General features: G+C 44.6%; 18 protein-coding genes. 6 read left to right on the top strand and 12 right to left on the bottom strand.

The genetic code is table 11. The features are described 5' to 3' along the window. Nucleotides 1-70 precede the first annotated feature (70 nt). The 6 genes from gyrB to O3621_RS09530 form a co-directional block, all read right to left on the bottom strand. Complete coding sequence (gene gyrB, locus O3621_RS09555) at nt 71-2,020, bottom strand: DNA topoisomerase (ATP-hydrolyzing) subunit B (protein WP_371514094.1); 1,950 nt, start codon at nt 2,018-2,020, stop codon at nt 71-73. A 12-nt stretch (nt 2,021-2,032) separates the two neighbouring features. Then, nucleotides 2,033-2,599 carry an HAD-IA family hydrolase gene (locus O3621_RS09550; protein ID WP_314449832.1) on the bottom strand — a complete coding sequence of 189 codons (567 nt, stop codon included), beginning with the start codon at nt 2,597-2,599 and terminating at the stop codon, nt 2,033-2,035. Nucleotides 2,600-2,834: 235 nt separating this feature from the next. Beyond that, the gene (locus tag O3621_RS09545) at nt 2,835-3,383 is read right to left on the bottom strand and encodes a DJ-1 family glyoxalase III (RefSeq protein WP_314449831.1); all 549 of its coding nucleotides are present in this window, start codon (nt 3,381-3,383) and stop codon (nt 2,835-2,837) included. Between the two features lie 72 nt (nt 3,384-3,455). Then, nucleotides 3,456-4,688 (bottom strand): FtsW/RodA/SpoVE family cell cycle protein, encoded by a 1,233-nt coding sequence (locus tag O3621_RS09540; RefSeq protein ID WP_314449830.1) that lies wholly within the window; start codon nt 4,686-4,688, stop codon nt 3,456-3,458. A 12-nt stretch (nt 4,689-4,700) separates the two neighbouring features. Next, complete coding sequence (locus O3621_RS09535) at nt 4,701-5,681, bottom strand: YeiH family protein (protein WP_314449829.1); 981 nt, start codon at nt 5,679-5,681, stop codon at nt 4,701-4,703. A gap of 99 nt (nt 5,682-5,780) precedes the next feature. After that, nucleotides 5,781-8,225 (bottom strand): bifunctional DnaQ family exonuclease/ATP-dependent helicase, encoded by a 2,445-nt coding sequence (locus tag O3621_RS09530; RefSeq protein WP_314449828.1) that lies wholly within the window; start codon nt 8,223-8,225, stop codon nt 5,781-5,783. 135 nt (nt 8,226-8,360) lie between these two features. Here O3621_RS09530 and O3621_RS09525 point away from each other — a divergent pair, with 135 nt between their 5' ends. After that, complete coding sequence (locus O3621_RS09525) at nt 8,361-8,999, top strand: MBL fold metallo-hydrolase (protein WP_293825069.1); 639 nt, start codon at nt 8,361-8,363, stop codon at nt 8,997-8,999. 69 nt (nt 9,000-9,068) lie between these two features. Here the strand turns inward: O3621_RS09525 and ftsX are convergent, their stop codons facing one another. The 3 genes from ftsX to prfB all read right to left on the bottom strand — a co-directional run bounded on the left by ftsX (nt 9,069) and on the right by prfB (nt 11,820). Then, nucleotides 9,069-9,995, bottom strand: coding sequence for a permease-like cell division protein FtsX (gene ftsX / locus O3621_RS09520; RefSeq protein ID WP_009660576.1), 927 nt, complete (start codon nt 9,993-9,995; stop codon nt 9,069-9,071). Then, on the bottom strand, nt 9,988-10,680 hold the full coding sequence (gene ftsE, locus O3621_RS09515) for a cell division ATP-binding protein FtsE (RefSeq protein ID WP_009660571.1): 693 nt from the start codon (nt 10,678-10,680) through the stop codon (nt 9,988-9,990). Before ftsE ends, ftsX begins: the two co-directional genes overlap by 8 nt. A gap of 44 nt (nt 10,681-10,724) precedes the next feature. Further along, nucleotides 10,725-11,820, bottom strand: a protein-coding gene (gene prfB / locus O3621_RS09510; protein WP_156788990.1) for a peptide chain release factor 2 whose coding sequence is annotated in 2 segments (ribosomal slippage) — nt 10,725-11,747 and nt 11,749-11,820 — 1,095 coding nt in all. Because the reading frame shifts where the segments join, the coding sequence is not laid out codon by codon here. 310 nt (nt 11,821-12,130) lie between these two features. Between prfB and O3621_RS09505 the strand changes: the two genes are divergently transcribed. Next, entirely contained in the window at nt 12,131-12,991 is an 861-nt protein-coding gene (locus O3621_RS09505) for a metallophosphoesterase (protein WP_032905833.1), read from the top strand. 153 nt (nt 12,992-13,144) lie between these two features. Here O3621_RS09505 and O3621_RS09500 read toward each other — a convergent pair whose 3' ends face one another. Further along, nucleotides 13,145-15,841, bottom strand: a complete 2,697-nt coding sequence (locus O3621_RS09500; RefSeq protein ID WP_371514093.1) for a cation-translocating P-type ATPase — start codon at nt 15,839-15,841, stop codon at nt 13,145-13,147. 285 nt (nt 15,842-16,126) lie between these two features. Further along, nucleotides 16,127-16,513: a DUF1934 domain-containing protein gene (locus tag O3621_RS09495; protein WP_314449826.1), complete on the bottom strand. Its 387-nt coding sequence runs from the start codon at nt 16,511-16,513 to the stop codon at nt 16,127-16,129. A 115-nt stretch (nt 16,514-16,628) separates the two neighbouring features. On the opposite strand from O3621_RS09495, the gene O3621_RS09490 reads away from it, so the two are divergent. The 4 genes from O3621_RS09490 to O3621_RS09475 are packed head-to-tail and all read left to right on the top strand — an operon-like array spanning nt 16,629 to nt 21,205. Beyond that, entirely contained in the window at nt 16,629-17,930 is a 1,302-nt protein-coding gene (locus O3621_RS09490) for an HD domain-containing protein (protein WP_002915501.1), read from the top strand. Between the two features lies 1 nt (nt 17,931). Continuing rightward, nucleotides 17,932-18,741, top strand: coding sequence for a sugar-phosphatase (gene yidA, locus O3621_RS09485; RefSeq protein ID WP_111675995.1), 810 nt, complete (start codon nt 17,932-17,934; stop codon nt 18,739-18,741). Beyond that, entirely contained in the window at nt 18,741-19,955 is a 1,215-nt protein-coding gene (locus tag O3621_RS09480; protein ID WP_172454743.1) for an aminoacyltransferase, read from the top strand. The genes yidA and O3621_RS09480 overlap by 1 nt, the downstream gene beginning before the upstream one ends. Nucleotides 19,956-19,969: 14 nt before the next feature. Continuing rightward, nucleotides 19,970-21,205, top strand: a complete 1,236-nt coding sequence (locus O3621_RS09475) for an aminoacyltransferase (protein ID WP_268689413.1) — start codon at nt 19,970-19,972, stop codon at nt 21,203-21,205. Between the two features lie 33 nt (nt 21,206-21,238). On the opposite strand, the gene O3621_RS09470 is transcribed toward O3621_RS09475, so the two are convergent. Next, nucleotides 21,239-25,420: a GBS Bsp-like repeat-containing protein gene (locus tag O3621_RS09470; protein WP_371514092.1), complete on the bottom strand. Its 4,182-nt coding sequence runs from the start codon at nt 25,418-25,420 to the stop codon at nt 21,239-21,241. Between the last annotated feature and the right edge of the window lie 47 nt (nt 25,421-25,467).

Below are 25,467 nucleotides of genomic sequence, written 5' to 3'. Positions count from 1 at the left end.
TTGTTACTATAAAGCAAACATAATGATTATATCATATTTTTGCCCATAATGGTTGATTTTTCTGATTTTTTTAGACGTCGAGCGTACTGTATACAGCATTTTCTTCGATAAATTCACGACGAGGTTCAACTCGGTCACCCATCAGCATGTCAAAAATCTTGTCAGCTTCCGCTGCATCATCCACTGAAACCCGAGCCATCAAGCGATGTTCAGGATTCATAGTTGTCTCCCACAGCTGATGGTCATCCATCTCTCCGAGCCCCTTGTAGCGTTGAATGGTTGGCTTGGAGCGACCTTCACTGTAACGAGCCAAAGCAGCCTGAAGCTCTTCTTCCTGATTAGCACCTGGCTGGATGTATTCTTTAACATCACTTCCAACTTTGACACCGTAGATTGGCGGCTGAGCGATATAGACAAATCCAGCTTCCAGAACCGGCTTCATATAGCGGTAAATCAAAGTCAATAGCAGGGTCCGAATGTGAGCACCGTCTACATCGGCATCGGTCATGATGACTAATTTTTGGTAGCGGGCCTTGCTGACATCAAAGTCAGCTCCAAAACCAGTTCCCATAGCAGTAAAGAGACTGCGGATTTCTTCATTGGCCAATATCTTGTCCATGCTGGCTTTTTCAACGTTGAGAATCTTACCACGAATTGGCAGAATGGCCTGAAATTCACGGTTACGACCGGACTTAGCTGAACCACCCGCTGAATCCCCCTCCACGATGAAGAGTTCCGTTTCCTGTGGATCGTTGGACGAACAGTCAGCCAATTTTCCTGGCAGATTGGAAATTTCCAAGCCAGACTTCTTGCGGGTTACTTCCCGAGCTCGCTTGGCAGCAATTCTAGCCTTAGAAGCCAAAATTCCCTTTTCAACGATTTTCCGAGCCACCGCAGGATTTTCCAAAAAGAAATCTGAGAAAGCTTCGCTAAAAAGTCGATTGGTAATCTTGACCACTTCGCTATTGCCCAGCTTGGTCTTGGTTTGACCTTCAAACTGAGGGTTAGGGTGCTTGACAGAGATGACCGCTGTCAAGCCCTCACGAACATCTTCCCCAGTCAGATTGTCCTCGTTTTCTTTGAGAAGCTTATTTTTCTTGGCATAGTCATTGATAACCCGTGTCAGGGCAGTCCGGAAGCCTTGCTCATGCGTTCCACCCTCGTGGGTATGGATGTTATTGGCAAAGCTCATGACCGTTTCATGGTAGCCAGTCGTATACTGCATAGCGACTTCAACCGTAATGTCGTCCATTTCACCATCGGTATAAATCGGCGTTTCAAAGATTACATCCTTGTTTTCATTGATGTATTGGACATAGCTGGCAATCCCACCCTCATAGTGGTAATCCTTGGACTGCTCCATTCCATCTCGCTTATCAGTGATGGAAATTCTGAGACCACGGTTGAGGAAGGCTAATTCTTGCACCCGCTTATTGAGCTTTTCAAAGTCAAATTCTACTGTTTCAGTGAAAATCTCTGGATCTGGTGTAAAGTGAACTGTCGTACCTGTACGGTCTGTCTCACCGATGATTTCTAGATCAGCGACTACATGACCGCGACGGTATTCTTGGTAATGAATTTGACCGTTCTTATAAACGCGGACATCCAGCTGAGTGGACAGGGCATTTACAACGGAAGAACCCACACCGTGCAGACCTCCTGATACCTTGTATCCGCCACCGCCGAATTTTCCTCCGGCATGGAGCACAGTAAAGACGGTTTCCACGGCCGGACGGCCTGTTTTCTCCTGAATATCAACCGGAATTCCCCGACCGTTATCCACTACTGTGATGGAATTGTCTTTTTCGATAAAGACTTGAATGTGACTGGCAAAACCAGCCAGCGCTTCATCAATCGAGTTGTCAACAATTTCCCATACTAAATGGTGAAGACCTTCCTTGGAGGTCGAACCGATATACATCCCCGGACGCATACGAACGGCTTCTAAGCCTTCTAAGACCTGAATCTGACTGGCATCATATTCCTGGGCCTGTATATCTTGCTGCTTTTCTTCTGTCATAGTGTTCCTTTTCTAATCAATATCTATAAATTCTTCAAGATGCTGCATATTATCAAAGAGATAGGTATCAAAGCCAGCTGCCTGACCTGCTTCAATATCCAGAGGACGGTCACCAATGACCAAGCCAGAGGAAATCTGATACTTGTCTTTTAGATAGATCATGGAGTCTGGTGAAGGTTTCCTTGGAAAGCCATTCGCCGATGTCACCACTTCTGTAAATGCTGATGCAATGGCAGTTTTCTCCAAGATTTCCAGCACTTGATTGTCCCGGTGGGAGACCAGAAAGTTCCGACCACCCTTGGCCACAATCCGCCTAAGCAAGTCTGCCGCGCCGTCAAATAAGACAGGATGAGTCAACTCTTCTGCTTCATTGGCCTTATAAAACTTTAAAAAGTCTTTTTCTTGGGAAGCAAACTGCTGGACAGCATAGTCTGTAGACACCTTGAGGGCCTTATAAACTTCATCGTGACCAGCTTGCAGACCGTATTCTTTCAAAGTCTGAACAAAAGCTGCAGTCGAAGTTTCATAATTATCCAAGAGTGTTCCACCTAAATCCCAGATGTAATCTTGATAATTCATACCTTTCATTATACCATAATTTTCATGAAAAAGGGGCTAATATTTGCCCGAATCCAGCACTTTTCCGACTTTTTTCAACCCATTTTCTAAACAAAATATTTCGAAGAATCCAAAATTAAAAAATGGCTGCTGGTTTCGTCCTTTTCAACAGCTCTAAACTCGTTCCATATAGAGGACGACAAAGAGTCATAAGGGTTCAAAAAAGCTGGGAAACATTATGAATCCCAGCCTATTTTTAATTTCCAAATACATCTGTATAAAGCATAGCATCAGCCAACTGGTCAGCGTCTCCGCCCAGCTGACGAACCAGCTCATAGGCAAAAGCCAAGGCAGTTGATGGACCACGACTAGTAATCAACTTCCCATCAACAAGAACTGTTTCTTTCCGGTAAGTTCCATTTTTAATATTGTCTCGAGCACCATCATAGCAAGTGAAATACTTACCAGTCAAGATACCTGCGCGGTCAAGAGCAATGGGAGCGGCACAAATGGCAGCGATGAATTTATCCTCCTTCTGAAAATCCTGCAAAAGTTGCATCAGGCTATCATCATCACGAAGATTGGCCGATCCTGGCATTCCCCCTGGCAAGATGACCATATCGTAGTCATCCAGTCGGCCTTTCCAGACCTGATCCGCCTGAACAGTGATGGCGTGAGAGCCAGTCACTGATTCATCAAAACCAATCATATGACAGACAAGACCTGAACGGCGCAAGACATCCACAACTGTCAAGGCCTCGATTTCTTCAAAGCCGGGAGCTAAGAGTAAAGCTGCTTTTTTCATGAAACTATCCTTTCTGAGATGAGCCAGTCACAAAATCGCATCGGATTTGTGAGTCAAAAACTTGCTTTATTTTTATTTTAATTTCTTCAGTACGACTTTTTTACGGACAGTTGGAATTCGCTCCTTCTTTTCATCCGTCAGGCTGTTCTGATAGGAGACGGACAGCAGGAGACCAACACCGATAAGATTACTGATGATAGAAGAGCCACCCTGTGAAATAAAGGGCAGCGGAATCCCTGTCAGAGGTAAAATCCCTGTCACCGCTCCAATATTTTCAAAGATATGGAAGAGCAGCATCATGATAAAGCCAGTTGAGATATAGGTATAAAACTGGTTGTTGGATTTAATCGTAATCTTGAGCATGCGATAAATCAACAGTAAATAGAGCATGATAACCAAGGTCGAGCCCAGAAAGCCAAAATCTTCCGCAATGACAGTGAAAATCATATCGCTTTCCCGAACAGGAACCAAGAGATTAGAAACATTAAAGCCTTGACCAGTCAAACCGCCGCTTCCGACAGCGATTTGTCCCTGTGCTTGCTGGAAGGTAGTCGTCTGAGCGTAGTCAAAAGGATGAAGCCAAGCCAAAATCCGATTGATCTGGTAGGTTGGCATGCCTAGATTATGCAGAAAAGCACGGCCGCCATCGGAAATAAAGATAAAGAGAAATCCTCCCAACAGCAGGACTCCCGTCAGAAAGACCGGCAGAATAATCTTCCAAGAAACACCTGACAGTAGAATGATGCCGCCGTATATAGCAACAAAAACTAGAGCTGTTCCCAAATCACTTTGAAGGGTTAACAGAACCAGAACAGGCACTGTGTAGAGCCCAAGCTTCAGAATCAGAAAAAAGTCTAAAGTCAGGGTTCGCTCATCCTGCTTGTGCTGCTGGAGAAAATGAACCACCAGCCGCGACAGCATGAGAATATATGAAATCTTCATGAACTCCGAGGGCTGAAAGAGGGTCACACCACGAATAGCAATCCAGTTTTTGGCACCAGTGGAGGCTACCAGAGATTGGCTGTAAAAAATCAGAGGCAAGACCATGAGGCCAAGACCAAAAACATAGAGATAAGGGGTGATTTTCCAGAGAAACTTGGTGTTAAAAAACATGAGGATAAAGCTGAGCAGGAAGCCCACCGCAATCCAGGCGATCTGCTGACCAACCATTGGCCAGGCATTGTCAGGATAATCATGACTAACAGCAATGTAAATAGCTACAACTCCGATTGAAAGTAGCATCAAAACGGGCAAAATTAAACTATAATCAATCCGAGACTCAAACGTCCGTCTTTGATAGGGCATAGTCCCTCCTTTTTAGAAAAAATACTGGATAATCAAGCTAGAAACAGCGACGCAAAACCAAGCGAAGGCACCAGTCAGCAAAGGCGCTGCTCCTGCTTGCTTAAACTGCTTAAAGGAAACCTTGGCGCCAATAGCTGCCAAGGCCATAGCCATCAGCCACTGAGAAATGAATTTTGTATAGGGGATGATAGCAGCCGGCAAAAATCCAAGGCTGCTGACAAGTGAAGCAAGGACAAACCAAGCTATAAACCAAGGAAAAATCTGTTTCAAGTTTGTCTTTTGTGCTGACTGCTTAGACTTGATATAGCGATAAGCTACGAAGATCAAGCAGGCTGGTACAATCATCAGGGCTCGACTAAGCTTAACAATGGTCGCCAAGTCCCCAGCTGACGAGCTATATGTATAGCCTGCTGCCACTACTGACGAAGTATCATTGATAGCTGTTCCAGCCCAAGTCCCGAAAAATGCATCCGACATCTGCAGCAAATGCCCTAAAAAGGGGAAAATGAATACTGCTAAGATATTGAAAAAGAAAATAGTGGAGATGGACAAGGCAATGTCCTCTTCATCAGCGTCCAAGATTGGTGAAGCAGCCGCAATGGCAGAGCCGCCGCAGATAGCTGTTCCAAAACCGATTAAAATAGTCAAGACGCGGTTCATCTTAAAGAAACACCCAGCAAGATAGGCCGCTAGAAAGGCTATCAGAATGGTGATAAGACTGATACGAAGAGAAGAAATCCCTGTCTCAGAAACCTGACCAATGGACATGGAAAATCCCAAAAAGATGATGGAATACTGCAGCAATTTCTTCCCCGAATAGCTGAGTCCTTCCTTAAAAGCAGCAGGTAGCTTTATGCTGTTGTTTAACACAATCCCAAAAACAATAGCCAATACGCTAGAGCCTATCAAGGGAAACAGACCGCCTAAAAAGATAGAAACAGCTGCTATGCCAAATGATAAGAGAACTCCTGGTAAATTTTTTTTCACGAACACCCCTTCTTTCCTATGCCTCTCATTATAACAAATTTTGTCCCAAAAATCTGAATGAACCTAAAAAATCAGCCGATAAAACTCAGCTGATTTTAAATAGTTTCAGTCAAAAGAGTCTTGTAATTCCTGCATCATAGCTGCCTCCAGCAGAATATCCAAAGAAGCCAATTGTGACAGATGATGCTGAATCTGCTTGCCATAGCGTTTACTAGAGATTCGATTGTCCAAAAGAATAACAGCTGACTTCTGATGTTCATTGCGCCGGGTCCGGCCAATGGCCTGCTTAAGCCGTAAGATGGCAAGAGGCAGTTGATAATCATAAAAGGCATTTTTACCTTCCGCTTTCAGGCGGCTATTAATCTTCTGTACAAAAAAATCCTTGGGATTGTCAAATGGAATCCGAGTAATCAGCTGAATAATCTGTTCTTGCTCAGCAAAATCCGCCCCCTCCCAGAAGCTGCCAGATCCTAAAAGAATACCTGCCTCTCCTCTATCAAAACGCCGCTTGATATTGCTGGCATCGCCATTTTTATATTGGGCCAAATGCGGCAGAGCCAGCAAGTCCGAAACAGCCAAAAGCAAGTCTTTAGAAGTGAAGAGGACGACGATAGGCAGACCAAGTTTTGCCACTTCTTGCAGGAAAGCAACAATCTGTTGGGCAAAATCCTCAGTTGACAAATCCACTACTGCTGGAAAACTCTCATTTAAAAAGAGCTTCTGCAGTGGCTTCTTCTTGCTTTTCAGCTTGTAAAAGTGATAACTTTCAAAGCCTAGTAACTGCGCCAAATTGACCTTAGAGCTGATTTCCAGAGTAGACGAAACCAAGATAACCTTGGCCCTTTCAGGCAAAAAGTCTGTAAAATGCAGCAATTCTGAACGGCCGGCATGCAGAGTCATCAAGCGATGATCTGCCAAAACTTCATCAACCAACCAATAATACTGGTATTTGCCACTGAACAAGTGCTGTAGCTCAGGCAGTGCACTAGTCTTTAACTCGGACACATCCTGAAGCAGCCGGGCAATCTTTTCCGGACTTAACTCAGATGCTTTCTTGCGATGCTTCTCTGCGGCATCAGCCAGCTCAAACTGAATGCTTTGCAAAAGCCGTTGCTGCAGAAGTTCCCCTTCTTCCTGAAGGAGATGATTTATCTGCTGCAGCGTTTTAATCAGATTTATACTGGCTTGAGAGAAGCTTTCCAAGGCGAAAAACATCTTCTGAGCTTCATCAACTACCAGAATGCGATTGTCCAGCAAAGACTGGTCATCCTCTAAACGCGTCAGCAGGTAGGCATGATTGGTAATCACAACTCGACTAGTAGCTGACCTGACCTGTCCCAGCCGCCAAAAATCTTCCTCGTAAAAGAGAGAATGCTTGCTTAGCTTACCGTCATGACGGATTTCATTGAAGTAGCTTGAGAAACGATGGGCCTGTCCGATTTCGTTCAAATCACCTGTTTTGGTTTCTGTCAGCCAGACCAAGAGTTGCAACTTGCAACGATTAATCAGACGGTTGTCATATTCCCTATCCAATGTCTGATAGAAATGGTCCAGCTTGAGATAATTCTCCGGACTCTTGAGACTGTGAAAGGAAATACCAAATACTTCCTCCAACAATCGTCCTTCTTTTTGCAGCAGCTGATCCTGCAGGATCTTAGTCGGAACCGTCACTAGTACTTTTTCTTGACCTCTAGACAGAATAGGCAGCAAATAGCCAAAGGTCTTGCCCAAGCCTGTCTGCGCCTCTAAAAAACTAGCCTCCTGCTGGTTCAGAGCTTCCTCCATAAAACGAGCAAACTTGAGCTGTTCAGGCCGATCTTCTAAGCCCAGCAGGTATAGATTGGTGAGGAAATCCTGCGACAGTTTCTTTTCCGAAGTCAGCTTTTGGGGACATCGCAAGAAAATACCATGGCAGGATTGCAGTTCCTTATCTTGCTGATCCGGCATTGTCTGATAAACTTCCTCGATAGCCAGGCGCGACTCATAGATAATGCTGTCCGCCAACATTAACATTTTCTCAACCAAGACCTTGGGCAGGCTCTTGATTTTGTCTTGTATTTTTAAAAATAGCTGAGCCGTTGCTTGAGCATCTGCCAGAGCAGTGTGGGCGTTTTCCAAAGAAATATCCAGCAAATTACAGAGATTGCCCAAGGAATATTTATCAAAGGTCGGGTAAAAGACCTGAGCCAACTCCACCGTATCCACACGCGGTGTCAGCAAGTCAAACCCTTCCCAGAAAAGGGCCTCCGCCAGTAGATTAGCGTCAAACTTGACATTATGAGCGACAAAAATCGCATCCTGAATCAACTCATATACCTCAGCTGCTACCTGAGAAAACTCCGGTGCTCGGCCAAGCCTCTCATCATCCAAACCTGTCAGCTCTTTGATATGCTCATCCAGTTCCTCATGAGGATTGACATCTGTTTCATAAGTCTTGGTAATGATTCCATTCTCAATCAGAACAATGCCAATCTGGATAATCTTTGCACTGCTGCCCGTTCCTGTAGCCTCCAAGTCCACAACGGCATACTTATAATCATTTTGTGTCATACTGCTATGATTATATCATAAAAGCCATTCTGAGACATCTGAAAATTTTCAGCCCTAGCTTAGAAAGCAATTATGTGCAAAAAATCCGCTTTTCTGTTACACTCAATAGCAGAATACATTTTCCGAGGAAATCAGATGAAGATTCATAAAATTATCAACCTTGTTGCTTTTGAAAACACCTATATCTTAGAGAACGATCAGGGTCTCCTAGTCGTCGATCCTGGCAGTGACTGGAAAAAGATTGAGCGCAAATTAGAGGAACTAGCCAAGCCTGTGATTGCTATACTCTTGACCCATACCCATTATGACCACATTATGAGTTTAGAAAAGGTCCGGGAGCACTATGCTGCCCCACCTGTCTATGTGGCTGAGAGTGAAAGCAGCTGGCTCTACACACCGACAGATAACCTATCTGGTCTGGCGCGCCATGCTGATCTGGATGATATTATCTGTCGACCAGCAGAAGAGTTTTTCTCCTACGAAACAGACTATGATCTTGGAGGCTTTCACTTCTATGTGCTTGCAACACCTGGCCACTCCATCGGAGGTGTCTCTCTAGTCTTTCCTAATGACTGCCTTGTTTTGACGGGCGATGCCCTCTTTCGGGAAAGCATCGGACGAACGGATCTGCCGACTGGAAACATGGAGCAATTGCTGACATCCATTCGCGAGAAACTTCTGGTCCTCCCCAAAGACTACGCTGTTTATCCTGGGCATGGTCATGATACCACTATTTCACACGAAAAAAACTTTAACCCATTTTTAGCTCAGTAATCATTTAAGCAATTACATATAACAAAAACAGAGTTTGAAGAATTTCAAACTCTGTTTTTTTATGATTTGTTAAATCTTCAAGAAGCGTCTCATAGAGATGATAGATCCCAATGATCCGATAAGAATTCCCAACACAAAGAGTGCTGCTATCATAATCGGACTAAAGAGTTTTGGATCAATCATAGAAAGTCCTTGACCTACCAAGCTCTTATTCATAGTCTTGTAGGCTATACCATATGTCAAATACACTACAAGTGACGGAACTGTTGCTCCTAACAAGCCAATCCATGCTCCTTCAAACAGAAATGGTCCGCGGATATAGCTATTCTTGGCACCAACCAAGCGCATGATTTGAATCTCGCGACTTCGGGAAATAATGGTAATCCGAATAGTATTGGAAATGAGAAGGATAGCAATGAAAATCAGAAGCGCTGTCCCAATCAATCCCCATGTTTGGATGAAATTAGAAAACGCAAAGAGATTTTTGGTATTGGTACCACCATTTTGAACCTCAGAAACACCATCAATCTTACGAGCATCTTTTGTAACAGATTCTACATACTTAGGTGCCTTGGTCTCAACAATATAAGCATCGTAAAGAGGATTATTTTCTTCATCAAAAACATCCCACTCACTACCCATGGTCTCTGTTAGCTTATTATACTGCTCTTGCTTGCTAGAAAAAGTAACCTTCTCTACATTTTTCATAGAAGTCAGAGCATCATAAACCTTGTGGTAGTCCTCATTCTGAACTGTTTGACCTTCTTTTACAATCGTTTCGCTATTATCGAAAACATCCTTACGCATGTATACCATGACGCGGACATTATTGGAAATATCATTTGCCAGCTTAGCTGTATTTAAAATTACTGAAGCAAAAACAGCCACTAAGCTCAAGGTAATCATAACCGAGCTGACAGCCGCTACAGTCATCCAGCCATTCCGCGTAAGACTCTTAAGCGACTCAATCAAATGACGAAAAAATCTTCTAATCATCGTATCCGTATTCTCCTTCCGCTTCATCACGTACCACACGGCCATTTTCAATAGCAATAACGCGGTGACGCAGAGTATTTACAATCTGGCTGTTGTGGGTTGCCATCAGGACAGTTGTTCCCTGAAGGTTAATCCGCTCCAGCAGGTTCATAATCTCCCAAGAATTATCTGGGTCCAAGTTTCCTGTCGGCTCATCCGCAATCAGGACTTTAGGGTTGTTAGCAATCGCACGCGCAATGGCAATCCGCTGTTGCTCACCACCGGAAAGCTCATTAGGGAATGAGCGGACCTTATGCTTAAGGCCAACCAGGTCCAGCACTTCCATAACCCGCTTTTTAATATTGCGGCGGCGCTCACCGATAACTTCCATGGCGTAGGCAATATTCTCATACACTGTCTTTTTAGGAAGAAGTTTGTAGTCTTGGAATACGACTCCAACCTGACGGCGCAGCATTGGAACATCGCGCTTTTTAATCCTAGCTAAGTCAAAATCAGCTACTTTCAGACTTCCCTTATCCAGCTTTATCTCCCTGTAAAGCAAACGAATAAAGGTTGACTTTCCTGCTCCTGAAGGGCCAACAATATAGGCAAACTCCCCAGGTTCTACATTAATAGACACACTACGCAGAGCAGTGGTCCCGTTGCCATACTTCTTGACAACATCTTTCATTTCAATTATTGACATCTATTGAAATTTCCTTTCAATCTAATTCTAATCTCTTACATTTCCTAGTTCAAACGCCATTTCAAATAAGCGTCGATGAAACCATCCAAATCTCCGTCCATAACCTTGTCCACCTGTGCTACTTCGTAACTGGTCCGATGGTCTTTGACCATGGTATAAGGCGTAAAGACATAGGAGCGGATTTGGCTACCCCAGGAAATTTCCTTCTTATCTCCCTTGAGTGAATTGACTTCGGCTGCTTGTTTCTCTTGCTCTAGCTGATAAAGCTTGGCCTGCAGCATCTTCATCGCCCGATCACGGTTTCCATACTGGGTCCGGTCAACCGTAGACTGCACCACAATTCCTGTAGGAATATGGGTCAGCCGCACACCAGTAGAAACTTTATTGACGTTCTGCCCGCCGGCTCCTCCCGAGCGGAAAGTGTCCATCTTAATATCGTCATCGCGAATTTCCACCTCAATGGTGTCATCCAGCTCTGGCATGACCTCTACTGAGGTAAAGGAAGTATGGCGACGTTTAGCTGAGTCAAATGGTGAAATCCGAACCAAACGGTGGACTCCCATTTCTGACTTGAGCAGACCATAAGCGTGCGGACCTTCAAATGAAAGAGTCACTGACTTGATGCCTGCTTCATCACCAGCTTGATAGTCCAAGACCTCAACTTTGAAGCCCTTGGCATTGCCAAAGCGCGTATACATACGCAGCAGCATATCTCCCCAATCCTGGGCCTCTGTACCACCAGAACCTGGGTGGATTTCAAGGATAGCATTGTTATTGTCGTAAGGCTCAGATAGGAGTAGGGTCATTTCATAGCTGGTCATCATTTTCTCGAGTTCGTCCAGCTTTTCTTCCAACTCTCCCTGAACCGACTCATCTTCAGCCAGAAAATCAAGCAAGATTTCCGATTCATCAAAAAGCTCGGTCATCTGATGGAAATTTTCATAGGTTTGCTTGAGTTCATTCAGCTCTTGAGATGTCTTCTGGGCTGCAATGTTGTCATCCCAAAAGTCGGGTTCTGTCATCTTATTTTCTAAGATGGCAATTTCTTCTTCCAGACCTTCTAAGTCAAAGAGACCCCCTGAAAGAAGCTAATTTTTCACGATTTGCGTCAATCTTTTGACGAATTTCTGAAATGTCCATAAATACCTCTTTTCACATATCGTTTAATTATAACATAAATTAAACAGTTTGCCTAATCTCACATTCAGCAGCTTACATTTTATCGGATTTTCCCTAGCTAGGCAAGACAAGCGACTCCTTGTCACCTAATTGTTAGAAAAGTAATATAATGACATGGGGTTGGAAGAATTATTTCAAACCTTCCTAGACTTCATTCATGGATAAACGAAATACAAAATTACAATAATTTATGATGTGTTCAGATAAAAGGGAGACTCTCCATAGGTGCTTAAGCATTTTCAAGTTTTGAAAAATATGCTAGACTAAAATCATGACAAGAATCGGATTTATGAGCGACCTCCATCTGGACTCCAATCAGTTTGGGGATTTTGAGCTGCAAGCTCTTCTCCAGCTTTTAAAAGAGGAAAGGATTGACCACCTACACATCGCTGGAGACCTGTCCAACGACCTGACCAAGATTAGTTTGCCCTTTATTGAAACTTTGAAGCAAGAGATTCCCCTTTCTTTTAATCTAGGAAATCACGATATGCTGGGACTTTCTGAGCAAGAAATTTCAAACCATGATTTTCAGGTTCAGCAGTTCGGCCAGACCAAGCTCGTCAGCTTTTCTGGCTGGTATGACTACAGCTTTTTTCCAGAAAAAAGCAAGGAAGAGCATCTGAGAACCAAGACAAATTTCTGGTTTGACCGCAGATTGGAGCGTCAACTCGACGACCCCAGTATTACGGCTCAGACACTGCAAGAGTTAGAAAAATTGCTGGCGACTTTAGATGGTCCCATTATTGTTGCTCTGCATTTTGTCCCCCATCAAGACTTTCTATACGACCATCCCTATTTCCAGCGCTTCAACGCCTTCCTAGGAAGCCAAGCTTTTCATCGGCTCTTTGTCAAATACAAGGTGAAAGAGGTGGTTTTTGGTCATCTCCATCACCGCCATCAAAGCCGTGTTATCGAAGGGGTCCGCTACCATATGCGTCCTCTGGGCTACATCCGTGAATGGGAACTGACTCGGAACTTTTTTAATGACTTTCCTCAGTATAAGATCCCCCAGATGTACCGCCTGCATAAGCGTTATAATGCTGTTAAAGATTTAGTCGAATTTCGAGACTATAAGAAAAAACACCTGGCAGCTGAACTGCGAGATGCTTTAACGGTGATTGAAGTTCAGTAACGGAAATGTTGAATAGCAGTTCTCAGCTCATCTGAGAGCTGCTTTTTGCTGTCCAACTGTACATAGACTTCTAATAAACAGGAGCGAAAATTGGAAAAAGCAATGAAGTCCTGGTTGCTATAAAAAAAGCCATCCGCAGATGACTTTTTGCTCTTAAATAGCATTTTTATCCATACCTAATTTACGTTGGATGAACTTAACAATTTCAACAATGACAATCATGGCAAAGCTGCCAATCAGAACAACTGTCCATTGTGACAAGTCTAGCTTGGTCACATGGAAAATCTTTTCCAGTGGATCAATGACAATGGTCGAAATCAATAGGATGAAAGAAACCAGGATAGACCAGTTAAAGGTCTTAGACTTGAATGGTCCAACTGTAAAGATAGATTGATAAACAGATTTTACATTGTAAGCATGGAAGAGCTGGATGAGGCCAAGCGTTGCAAAGGCCATTGTCAGAGCATCCGCATGGATAGCAGTTTGATTACCAAGATGAACTGGATTCGAAATAGCATAGCCATAGACTGACAGAACCAAAGCCCCTTGCAGGACACCCTGATAGATGATAGAGCTCATCACTCCACCTGAGAAGAAGCTAGACTTACGGCCGCGAGGCTTATGACTCATGACACCTGGCTCAGCTGGTTCAACTCCCAGAGCAATAGCAGGGAAGGTATCCGTTACTAGGTTAATCCAAAGCAGATGAACTGGCTGCAGCACATCCCAGCCAAAGAGGGTTGCCAAGAAAATAGTCAGTACCTCAGCTGTATTAGCTGAAAGGAGATACTGGATGGTCTTTTGAATATTAGAGAAGACCTTGCGTCCTTCTTCCACGGCTACAATGATGGTCGCAAAGTTATCATCTGCCAGAATCATGTCAGAGGCACCCTTAGATACTTCTGTACCGGTAATGCCCATACCAATACCGATATCAGCTGTCTTCAGAGCTGGTGCGTCATTGACACCATCACCTGTCATGGCTACGACCTTACCTTGGTTTTGCCACGCTTTGACAATCCGAACCTTATGCTCAGGCGAAACTCGGGCATAGACAGAGTATTGGCCAACAACCTTTTCGAATTCTGCATCAGAAAGCTCATTGAGCTCAGCACCAGTCAGGACATGGTCTTCAGTATCTCCTTCTTCGATGATACCCAAGCGCTTAGCGATAGCTTCAGCTGTATCCTGATGGTCACCGGTAATCATAATCGGACGAATACCGGCTTCCTTGGCTACATGAACAGCTTCTGCTGCTTCTGCACGTTCTGGGTCAATCATACCGATTAAACCAGTAAAGATTAAATCGTTTTCTAGATTTTCAGATGTCAAGTCAGTCGGAACTGCATCAATAATCTTGTAGGCACCAGCCAGCACGCGCAGAGCTTGGTGAGCCATGTCTGAGTTGTTCGACTTAATCAGCTGTGAAGTAGCGTCATCAATCGCTGCAACATCTCCAGCCTTATCACGGGCAACACAGCGTTTCAAGAGTTGATCAGGTGCTCCCTTTACTGCCACAAGGAATTTCCCATCTGGCAATGGATGGACGGTAGACATGAGCTTACGATCTGAATCAAAGGGCAGCTCAGCTACTCGAGGATATTTCTCTAAAAAGGCCTTTACATCATAGCCCTTGTCCAGAGCATATTGGATAAAGGCTGTTTCTGTTGGGTCACCAATCAGTTTTCCTTCTTGGTCAATCTTAGTATCATTGGCTAAGACAACTGAACGTAAGAGAGGCAGCTCCAAGCCAAGTTCAATATCTTGTCCAGCTTCATTCAGGACTCCGTCATAAAAGACTTTTTCGACCGTCATCTTATTCATGGTCAGGGTACCAGTCTTATCTGAAGCGATAATCTCAGTTGATCCCAAAGTCTCAACAGCTGGAAGCTTACGGACAATCGAATTCCGCTTAGCCAGAACCTGAGTTCCCAAAGCCAGCACGATGGTAACGATAGCAGGCAGACCTTCTGGAATAGCGGCAACCGCCAAGGCTACAGAGGTCATCAGCTCATCCAGTGGATTTTTCCCTTGAATGAAGACACCGACTACAAAAGTCACTGCAGCAATCACCAAGATAGCATAGGTCAGAACCTTAGACAGACTATTAAGATTTTGCTTGAGGGGTGTGTCCGTTTCATCCGCATCCTGCAACATACCTGCGATGTGGCCTACTTCCGTATACATCCCTGTATTGACAACGAGTCCAACCCCACGACCATAGGTCACATTTGAGTTTTGGAAGGCCATATTCACACGGTCTCCAATACCAGCATCTGCAGCCACTTCAACTGTCAAATCTTTCTCAACCGGCACAGACTCACCTGTCAGAGCCGCTTCTTCGATTTTCAGTGAATTAGCTTCCAAAAGCCGCATATCTGCTGGGACAACATCACCGGCTTCCAGTCTAACAATATCGCCAGGTACCAACTCCTTAGAATCTACTTCTGTGACATGGCCATCACGCAGGACACGCGCAGCTGGGCTGGACATCGATTTGAGAGCCGCAATCGCTTCTTCAGCCTTGCCTTCCTGATAGACACCGAAGATGGCATTGATGATTACTACAGCTAAGATGATTAAAGCATCAGCGATATCTTCACCACCTGATGTGACAACAGACAAGACCGCTGCTACCAACAAGATGATAATCATCAAATCCTTAAACTGCTCCAAAAACTTCATTAAGAGAGATTTTTTCTCCCCTTCATCCAGTTCATTGCGGCCATAATCAGCTAAACGCTTGGCGGCTTCTTGACTGGACAAACCTTGCTCTGAAGCGTCCAAAGTTTTGAAAATTTCCTCAGGACTCTGGGTGTAAAAAGCTTGGCGCTTTTGTTCTTTTGACAATGTATTCCTCCTCTTGGCCTCTTTTATTTCTGAAGTTTTCTGACCACTAGGACTCATCATCTTGAGCCGCATCAGTCATATCCAAAAAGTCAGAAACAAAAAAGAGACCTGTTTATTAACAAGTCTCGCTATTTCATACAAGGCCGGAAATTTCTTTCGTATTGACGACCTTGTAACGGTTATTCCGTTAGCTACTCCCTTGAGTTAGAAACTATTATACCAAATTTTCAAGCTTTTGCAAGGGGAAACATTCTGATTTTCAAGAGCTTTCTCGACGAATACCCGCTAACCCCAGCTAATCTCCATTTCATAGCTGGCAAAAATCTGCTCTTCATCAACTGTTTTCAGCTGATAATGAAGTTGCAGAACCTGCTTGGTAAAATCAACCTTATAGAAAGGAGTATCAGTCACAAACTGCTGCAAGCCCACAGGTGTATGGATGCCAACCAGCGCCTGCCCTTGACTGATGAAACGCATGATGGACTTAGGCTTAGAAAAGCGCGTCATAACCAGCTCTTTATCGTGAAACTTCAGAACTACTTTCTCTCCTTCTTCATTCTTGTATAGCAGATAATGATAATCTCCTTTTTGCGTCCAGTCCGTATCGTAGACCTGATCGATTAGCTCGGTATGCCCGTCCAGCTGGATGTGATTTTTTATTCTGATTTGCATCTTCATCTCATTTCTGTTTTTCTTTCCCTATTTTATCAAAAAAAGGACAAAATTGCTCTTCTTTCAGTCGCAGCTTTGATTTTTTTCCTACTATGATTTATGGTATAATGGTAGCATGATTGAAAAAGTATTTCGGGACCCGGTTCATAACTATGTTCATGTGGACCATCAGGTTATCTATGATTTAATCAATACTAAAGAATTTCAACGACTGCGCCGCATCAAACAGCTGGGTACTTCTGGCTATACTTTCCACGGCGGGGAGCACAGCCGTTTTTCGCATTGTCTGGGAGCTTATGAGATTGCCCGGCGCATCACTAAGATTTTCAATGAAAAATACCAAGCCAACTGGGACAGCCACGAAAGCCTGCTGACCATGACAGCTGCTCTCCTGCATGACTTGGGACACGGAGCTTATTCACACACTTTCGAGCGTCTTTTTGACACTAATCACGAGGACATTACGCGGCAAATCATCACTAGTCCTGAAACAGAGATTCATCAGGTCCTGGTGCAGGTTTCGCCGGATTTCCCAGAAAAGGTAGCTAGCGTCATCAACCATACCTATCCCAATAAGCAGGTGGTCCAGCTGATTTCCAGCCAAATCGATGTGGACCGGATGGATTATCTCTTACGCGATTCCTTCTTTACTGGTGCTTCCTATGGACAATTTGACTTAACCAGAATTTTACGAGTGATTTGTCCGGTAGAAAACGGCATTGCTTTCAAGCGCAATGGAATGCATGCGGTAGAAGACTACGTAGTCAGCCGCTACCAGATGTACATGCAGGTTTATTTCCACCCGGCCAGTCGAGCTATGGAAGTTCTGCTGCAAAATCTGCTCAAGCGAGCTAAGTTCCTCTATCCGGCCCAGAAAGATTATTTTGCGCTGTCATCGCCCAATCTCATTCCATTCTTTGAAAACAGAGTGACCCTGCAGGATTATCTGGCCTTGGATGATGGTGTTATGAATACCTATTTCCAAGTTTGGATGACTAGTCCAGACAAAATTTTATCAGACTTGGCTCAGCGTTTTATCAACCGCAAGGTCTTTAAGTCTATCGTCTTCTCTCAGGAAAACGAAGCGCATTTGGATATCATGCGAGACCTAGTTGGACAGGTTGGTTTTGACCCTGATTACTATACTGCTATCCATCGTAATTTTGATTTACCTTACGATTTCTACCGGCCTGACGTTGAAAAACCCCGGACTCAGATAGAAATTCTGCAAAAAGATGGTAGCTTAGCAGAACTGTCCAGCCTATCTCCTATCGTTCATTCGCTAGCCGGGACCAGACAGGGCGATAATCGCTTCTACTTCCCCAAGGAAATGCTGGCAGAGACCGGACTATTCAGCGAAAAAAACCAGACCTTTATGCACTATATCAAAAACGACCAATTTACCTACGGAGAATAATATGTCTATCAAATTAGTTGCCGTCGACATTGACGGCACCCTTTTAAATAACCAAAAAGAAATCACTCCTGAAGTCTTCAGCGCTGTTCAGGATGCCAAGGCTGCTGGTGTCAAAATCGTCATTGCAACCGGCCGTCCTATTGCAGGAGTTCAAAAGCTTCTCGAGGAGCTAGAGCTTAATCAGCCAGACAACTATGTCGTTACCTTCAACGGCGGACTGGTGCAGGATACTGTTACAGGTCAAGAATTAATCAAAGAAACACTGACCTATGACGACTATCTGGATATCGAACTGCTCGGGCGAAAATTAGGTGTCCACATGCATGCCATCACCAAGGACGGCATTTATACAGCCAATCGCAACATCGGCAAGTACACTGTTTATGAGTCCAATCTGGTCAGCATGCCTATCTTCTACCGCACTCCTGAAGAAATGGCCAATAAAGAAATCGTCAAGTGCATGTATATTGATGAACCGGACATTCTGGATGCGGCCATTGCTAAGCTGCCACCGGAATTAGCCGAAAAATATACACTAGTTAAGTCAGCTCCTTTTTATCTGGAAATTGTCAAAAAGACTGTCAATAAAGGTGCTGCTGTCCTCCATCTAGCTGAAAAACTGGGCTTGAGCAAGGAGCAGACCATGGCTATCGGTGATGAAGAAAACGACCGTGCCATGCTAGAAGCTGTTGGCTCTCCTGTTGTCATGGAAAACGGTAAGGAAGAACTCAAGAAAATCGCCAAATATATCACCAAATCGAATGACGAATCCGGCGTAGCACACGCCATTAGAGAGTGGGTTTTAAAATAATGTTTAGTTACAAATTTGGAATTTCAGCTCAGGAACACGACGATTTTGTCACAGCCCATCCACAGGCCAATCTCCTGCAGAGTTCAGCCTGGGCTCAGATCAAGGATAACTGGGCCAATGAGCGCTTGGGCTTCTATAAAGACGACCACTTGGTTGCTGCAGCCAGTGTCCTGATTAAACCACTGCCCTTGGGGATGACCATGCTTTATATTCCGCGCGGTCCCATAATGGACTATGGTGACAAGGAGCTGCTGAACTTTGTTTTGGCGTCGCTCAAGAAATTTGCCAAGGAGAAAAAAGCGCTCTTTATCAAGTTTGACCCTAGCCTCTTTCTGGCAGAAAGCAAGATGGGTGCTGAATTGCAAGACAATACAGAGACGGTTGAGCTGATTCAACAGTTACAGGAAGCAGGAGCTGTCTGGGTCGGACGGACTGAGTCTCTGGACGAAACCATCCAGCCTCGCTTGCAGGCCAATATCCATAAAGAAGATTTCAGCGAGGATCTGCTTTCTAAGAGTACTCGCCAGGCTATTCGCACAGCCCGTAACAAAGGCATCCAAATCCAATTTGGCGGAGCAGAATTACTGGATGACTTTTCAGCCTTGATGAAAAAGACAGAAAACAGAAAAAACATCCACCTGCGCGGCAAAGATTATTACCAAAAACTCTTGGACACTTATCCTGAGCACTCCTACATCACCTTGTCCAGCATTGATCTAAAGGCACGATTGGAAGACTTGCAGGCTCAGCTGACCAAGACTCTCAAGGAAGCAGAGAAATTTACCGAGAAAACCAAGCCTGGCAAGATTGAGAATAACCAGCAAGAACAGAAACGCCTCCAAGAAGAGATTGACTTTCTGCAGGACAAAATCAGCCAAGGGGGTGCTGTCGTTCCCCTTTCTGGCACACTGGTCTTAGAATATGGCAAAACCTCTGAAAATATCTATGCCGGAATGGACGAGGAATACCGTCGTTATCAGCCTGCCATCATCACTTGGTACGAAACGGCCAAACATGCTTTTGAGCGCGGAGCAGATTGGCAAAATATGGGTGGAATCGAAAACGATCTCAAGGGCGGTCTCTACAGCTTTAAATCCAAGTTCAATCCAACCATTGAGGAATTCGCTGGTGAGTTCAACCTGCCAACCAATCCTCTTTACCACCTCTCCAATCTGGCCTACACTATCAGAAAGAAACTGCGCAGCAAGCATTAACAGAAAGGAAGCCTATGACCTTTAAACTTCTCAGCCAAGAAGAATTCATCCAGCATACCTCAGCTAGCTCCCAACGCTCTTTCATGCAGACCGTAGAAATGGCAGAGCTGCTGAGCAAGCGTGGCTTCAGTACCCAGTATGTCGGCTACACTGACCCGCAGGGACAGGTAGTGGTGTCAGCTGTCCTCTACAGCATGCCTATGACTGGCGGCCTTCATATGGAAATTAACTGCGGTCCTGTCTCTACCGATGCTAAATACCTGACTCCCTTCTATCAAGCTTTGCAGGCTTATGCTAAAAAAGAAGGCGCTCTAGAGCTCATCATCAAGCCCTACGAGACTTATCAGACCTTTGACAGCAATGGCCAGCCCACATCTGATGAAAAAGGCGAGCTTATCCAGCAACTGACTGATTTGGGCTTTGACTTTGACGGCCTACAGACAGACTATCCAGGCGGGGAGCCTGATTGGCATTATGTCAAAAACTTAGCTGGTCTGACAGAGAAAGACTTGCTCAAGTCCTTCAGTAAAAACGGCAAGGCGACCGTCAAAAAAGCGAATACCTTTGGCATCAAGCTAAAAAGGCTAGAACGTGACCAACTCAGCGTTTTCAAAGACATCACAGCTGCTACTTCTGACCGGCGGGAATATGATGACAAGCCACTAGACTACTATCAAGATTTTTATGATAGCTTTGGTCAGCAGGCGGACTTTATGACAGCCAGTCTCAACCTCAAGGACTATCTTCAGAACTTACAAAAAGACCAAGAGAAACTGGGCCAAAAAATCCAGAAACTGCAGGCTGACTTGGAAAAAAATCCTCAATCTGAAAAGAAACAAAATCAGCTGCGAGAACTTTCCAGCCAGTTTGATAGCTTTGAAACCCGCAAAGCAGAAGCCCAAGAACTGATTGACAAGTACGGCGACCAAGACCAAGTCCTGGCTGCCAGCCTCTTTATCTATACTCCTCAGGAAGCAACCTATCTTTTCAGCGGCTCCTATCCTGAGTTTAACAAATTCTACGCCCCTGCCCTGCTGCAGGAATACGTTATGACCGAAAGTATCAAGAGAGGCATTCCATTTTATAATTTCCTCGGCATTATGGGAATTTTCGACGGTTCTGACGGTGTTCTGCGCTTCAAACAAAACTTCAACGGCTTCATCGTTCGAAAAATGGGAACTTTCCGCTACTACCCTAACCCTCTCAAGTTTAAGCTGCTTCAGCTCATAAAGAAAATTCTAAGACGTTAAAAAACCAAGGTTTCCCTTGGTTTTTTTGTATGTTTATCTATAACGCGGTGTCGCAAAACCACGGATATTTCCATGACCGATGCGGTAAGTATTGCGTTTAACTACGTTATTGCTGTTGCCTTCAATCGTGTGAATGATGCCATTTTCAACTTTTTCGACAATACCGATATGATCAGCCCAGCCATCGTTTTGCTGGGTATCTTTGTCCCAGTTAAAGGTGATGATATCGCCTGCGCTAGGAGTCGAATTACCATCTTCATTCCAGATACCTAGTCTTTGGAAAATATGAATATGGCGCTCTACACCACACTCACGGCCGATAAGATCGCTCAAGCCTTCTCTTTGGAAAATAACCGTCGTGAAAATGTCGCACCAGTCATCTGTGTTTTTCACAGCATAACCAACTGGCAGCGGTCTGACACTATTATAATCGTTGACCAAGCGCTGATGCTCAGCACTGCCTCCCCTGACACCTACCATAGCAGCTGCCGCCGCAAGAACACGGTCTCGCTGACTAGCTGCCTGAGGACGGTTTATAGAGATAGAGGTCTTTTCTCCGCCAGCTCCTTGCAGCTGATTTTGATTATTTAAGTAATACAAGTGAACATTGTATTCGCCTGCATTATTCTTATGGTCACGCGCATATACATGCTTACGATAAGTGCCATCAGCCTGACGATCCGCTGTGTACCATTGGATATCATCTTGACCATTCGCTTCTGACCAAGTCGGCAGGTAAACTGTCTTGAGACCTTCTGGTGCCACAATGCCTGATACTACAATGTCAAACTCTCCAGTATCGTTGTTCTTATTTTGAATACTGATTTTACCTTGCGGCTTACTGATGGAAACGTTGGTCTTGATGCCACCTGCTCCTACCAGCCTGCCATCATTTTGCACATAGTAGAGATGCACATTATATTCGCCCTGAACGTTGTTATGGTCGCTCGCACGAACTCGCTTACGATAGGTACCATCCGGCTGACGTTCCGCGTTGTACCATTTGATATCATCCTGACCATTGGCTTCTGACCAGGTTGGCAGGGAAACATTCTTGAGACCGCCTGGCGATACAATATCTGAAACCACAATATCAAAATCGCCATTTTCGCTGTTACGATTCTGGATACTGATTTTGCCCTGTGGTTTAACTGCAGACACATTGGTTGTAGTACCGCCAACACCGACTAACTGCCCGTCGTTACGGACATAGTAAAGATGGATATGATACTTACCAACCGAGTCTTTATGTTTACTAGATTCAACAGTAACTTTATAGGTACCATTAGCCTGCTGAGTAGCTGTATACCAGATAATATCGTCTTGACCATTAGCTTCAGACCAAACCGGAACACTGACAGCAGACACTTCATAAGGGGCAGAAACGTTCGAAATCACAACATCAAAACTGCCGTTGACATTATTCTTATTTTGAATACTTATGTTGCCCTTTGGCTTGCCTAGAGAAACATTAGTCTTGACGCCACCAGCACCAACCAGATTGCCATCATTTTGCACATAGTAGAGATGAATATTGTACTCGCCCTCAACATTTTTGTGATCACTCACACGGACTCGCTTACGATAGGTACCATCCGGCTGACGTTCTGCGTTGTACCACTTGATATCATCTTGGCCGTTGGCTTCAGACCAGGTTGGCAAGGAAACATTCTTAAGACCGCCTGGAGATACGATACCTGAAACTACAATATCAAAATCGCCGGTTTCGCTGTTGCGATTCTGGATGCTGATTTTGCCCTGCGGCTTGCTGATAGAAACGTTGGTCTTGATACCGCCTGCTCCTACTAACTTGCCATCATTTTGCACATAGTAGAGATGCACATTATATTCGCCTTGGACATTGTTATGATCGCTCAGTCGAACTCGTTTCCGATAAGTACCGTCAGCCTGACGCTCAGCATTGTACCACTTGATATCATCTTGGCCATTGGCCTCTGACCAAGTTGGTAGGGAAACTTCCTTCAGACCGCCTGGCGATACGATATCTGAAACCACAATATCAAAATCGCCAGTTTCGCTGTTGCGATTCTGAATACTGATTTTGCCTTGAACTTTTGGTTTTTCTATAGAAATAGTCGTTTTAGTGCCATTTACACCTACCAAGCTGCCATCATTTTGCACATAGTAGAGATGCACATTGTACTCACCCTCAACATTTTTGTGATCGCTCAGACGGACACGCTTACGATAGGTGCCATCAGCTTGACGCTCAGCGTTGTACCACTTGATATCATCTTGGCCGTTTGCCTCAGACCAAGTTGGCAGGGAAACTTCCTTCAGACCGCCCGGAGATGAAATACCTGAAACTACAATATCAAAATCGCCGGTTTCTTTATTTCGATTTTGAATACTGATGGTGCCCTTAGGCTTGCCAAGAGAAACGGTCGTTTTAGTACCGCTTACACCAACCAAGCGACCATCATTTTGGACATAATAGAGATGGACATTGTACTCGCCCTGCACATTATTGTGGTCGCTTATGCGTACTCGCTTACGATAGGTGCCGTCAGCCTGAGGTTCAGCAGTATACCATTTGATGTCATCTTGGCCGTTGGCCTCTGACCAAGTCGGCAGAGAGACAGTCTTAAGACCGCCCGGAGATGAAATGCCTGAAACAACAATATCGAAATCACCAGTTTCGCTGTTGCGATTCTGAATGCTGATTTTGCCCTGTGGCTTGATGACAGATACATTAGTCGTAGTACCGCCGACACCGACTAATTGACCGTCGTTGCGGACATAGTAGAGATGGACATTGTACTTTCCAACTGAATCTTTATGTCTGCTAGAATCAACAGAAACTTTATAAGTACCATTGGCCTGCTGAGTGGCTGTGTACCAGATAATATCGTCTTGACCATTAGCTTCAGACCACACCGGAACACTAACAACAGACACTCCATAAGGAGCAGAAACATTTGAAATCACAACATCAAAGCTTCCGTTGACATTATTCTTATTCTGAATACTGATGTTACCCTTTAAAGGCTGCTTAGCAAGAGCGGACTGCTGGGTAAATCTTCCAGAGTAGTCAACGCTATGGTCAAATACATGTTTGCCAGCTAACAGCTGAGCCTGAGCTGTAAACTGCCATGCTCCAGCGCCACTGTTGTATTTGAGAGATTTAGCTCCATCAAGATTTAAATTAGAAGACGGATACTGGGCCACCCAGAAGTTGCTATAGCCAAATTGCGATGTATTAACCGGTCCCTTGCTGCGAAGATTATTTTGATCCAGCCAGCTGGCACTGGTATAATACATCAGGTTGGAATAACCCAGTCTGCGCATCTCATCCGCCCAAGCCTGGGTATGCTGGTTAATCCCATTTTGCATTTTGGGATCTTCCATGTCGTTGACCATGACTGTGTTTTTAGGCAAACCTAGTCTATTAGCAAAGGCAGCGTAATAACGAGCTTCTGCTCTCGCTTCTTCATCGTTAGTATAGTGCGAGAAGGCATAGGTCGATACTTGTAAACCAGCTCCCTGTGCATTTCTCACTTGAGACTCAGCAAATGGATTGGTGTAATGGGTTCCTTCAGTCAGTTTGACAACGACACCGCCAACCCCTTGCTGGGCTAATTTACGATAGTCGTCTACGCTGATATGGCCATTGTGGCTGCTGACATCTACAAAGGATGTGCCTTTAATCTCCGCTTGGGAATTCCCGCGGGCTGCCTGAGCCTTTGACCCCGCATTATAAAATACAGTTTTTCCAGCACTACTAGCTTTTGGTGCTGATGCTACTGCAGGACTAGCCTTGGGCTCTGAGGCAATAGCAGAATCTGCAACAGAAGAACTTGCTTTTGCTGACTGATCAGCTGCAGTTTCATTCTGATTAGAAGCATTTGCATCTGGCTGACTTTGCCCTTCTGGCTTAGCAGAAGCTACCTGAGTTTCTACAGGAACTGATTGAGCTGCTCCTCCAGACTCAATAGCTGTTCCTGTAGCGTTCGTTGCTTCCTCCTCTTGCTTAACAGCTTGAACTGACTGTTCTACAGATGATACTGCTACAGTCAGCTGATTAGACGTTTGTGATGCGGCCGCATTCACTGTCTGATTCTGGGAACTAACAGACCTTTCTGTTTTTAAAACTCCTGACTCAGCGACAGTATGTTCCTCGGCTTTTGCAACATTGGCAGTCGCTGCCAACAAAATAGCCGTACTCGCTAAATAAACTAATTCTTTCGATTTCAACTTTTCTCTCCAACTTTTAAAAAACTTGTCACCTTTGGGAGGACAAG

The organism is Streptococcus sp. 20925_1_22 (assembly GCF_041431685.1).
Taxonomy (GTDB): Bacteria; Bacillota; Bacilli; order Lactobacillales; family Streptococcaceae; genus Streptococcus.
The sequence above is the reverse complement of the archived record's forward strand: the minus strand, read 5'-3'. Positions and strand labels throughout refer to the sequence as shown.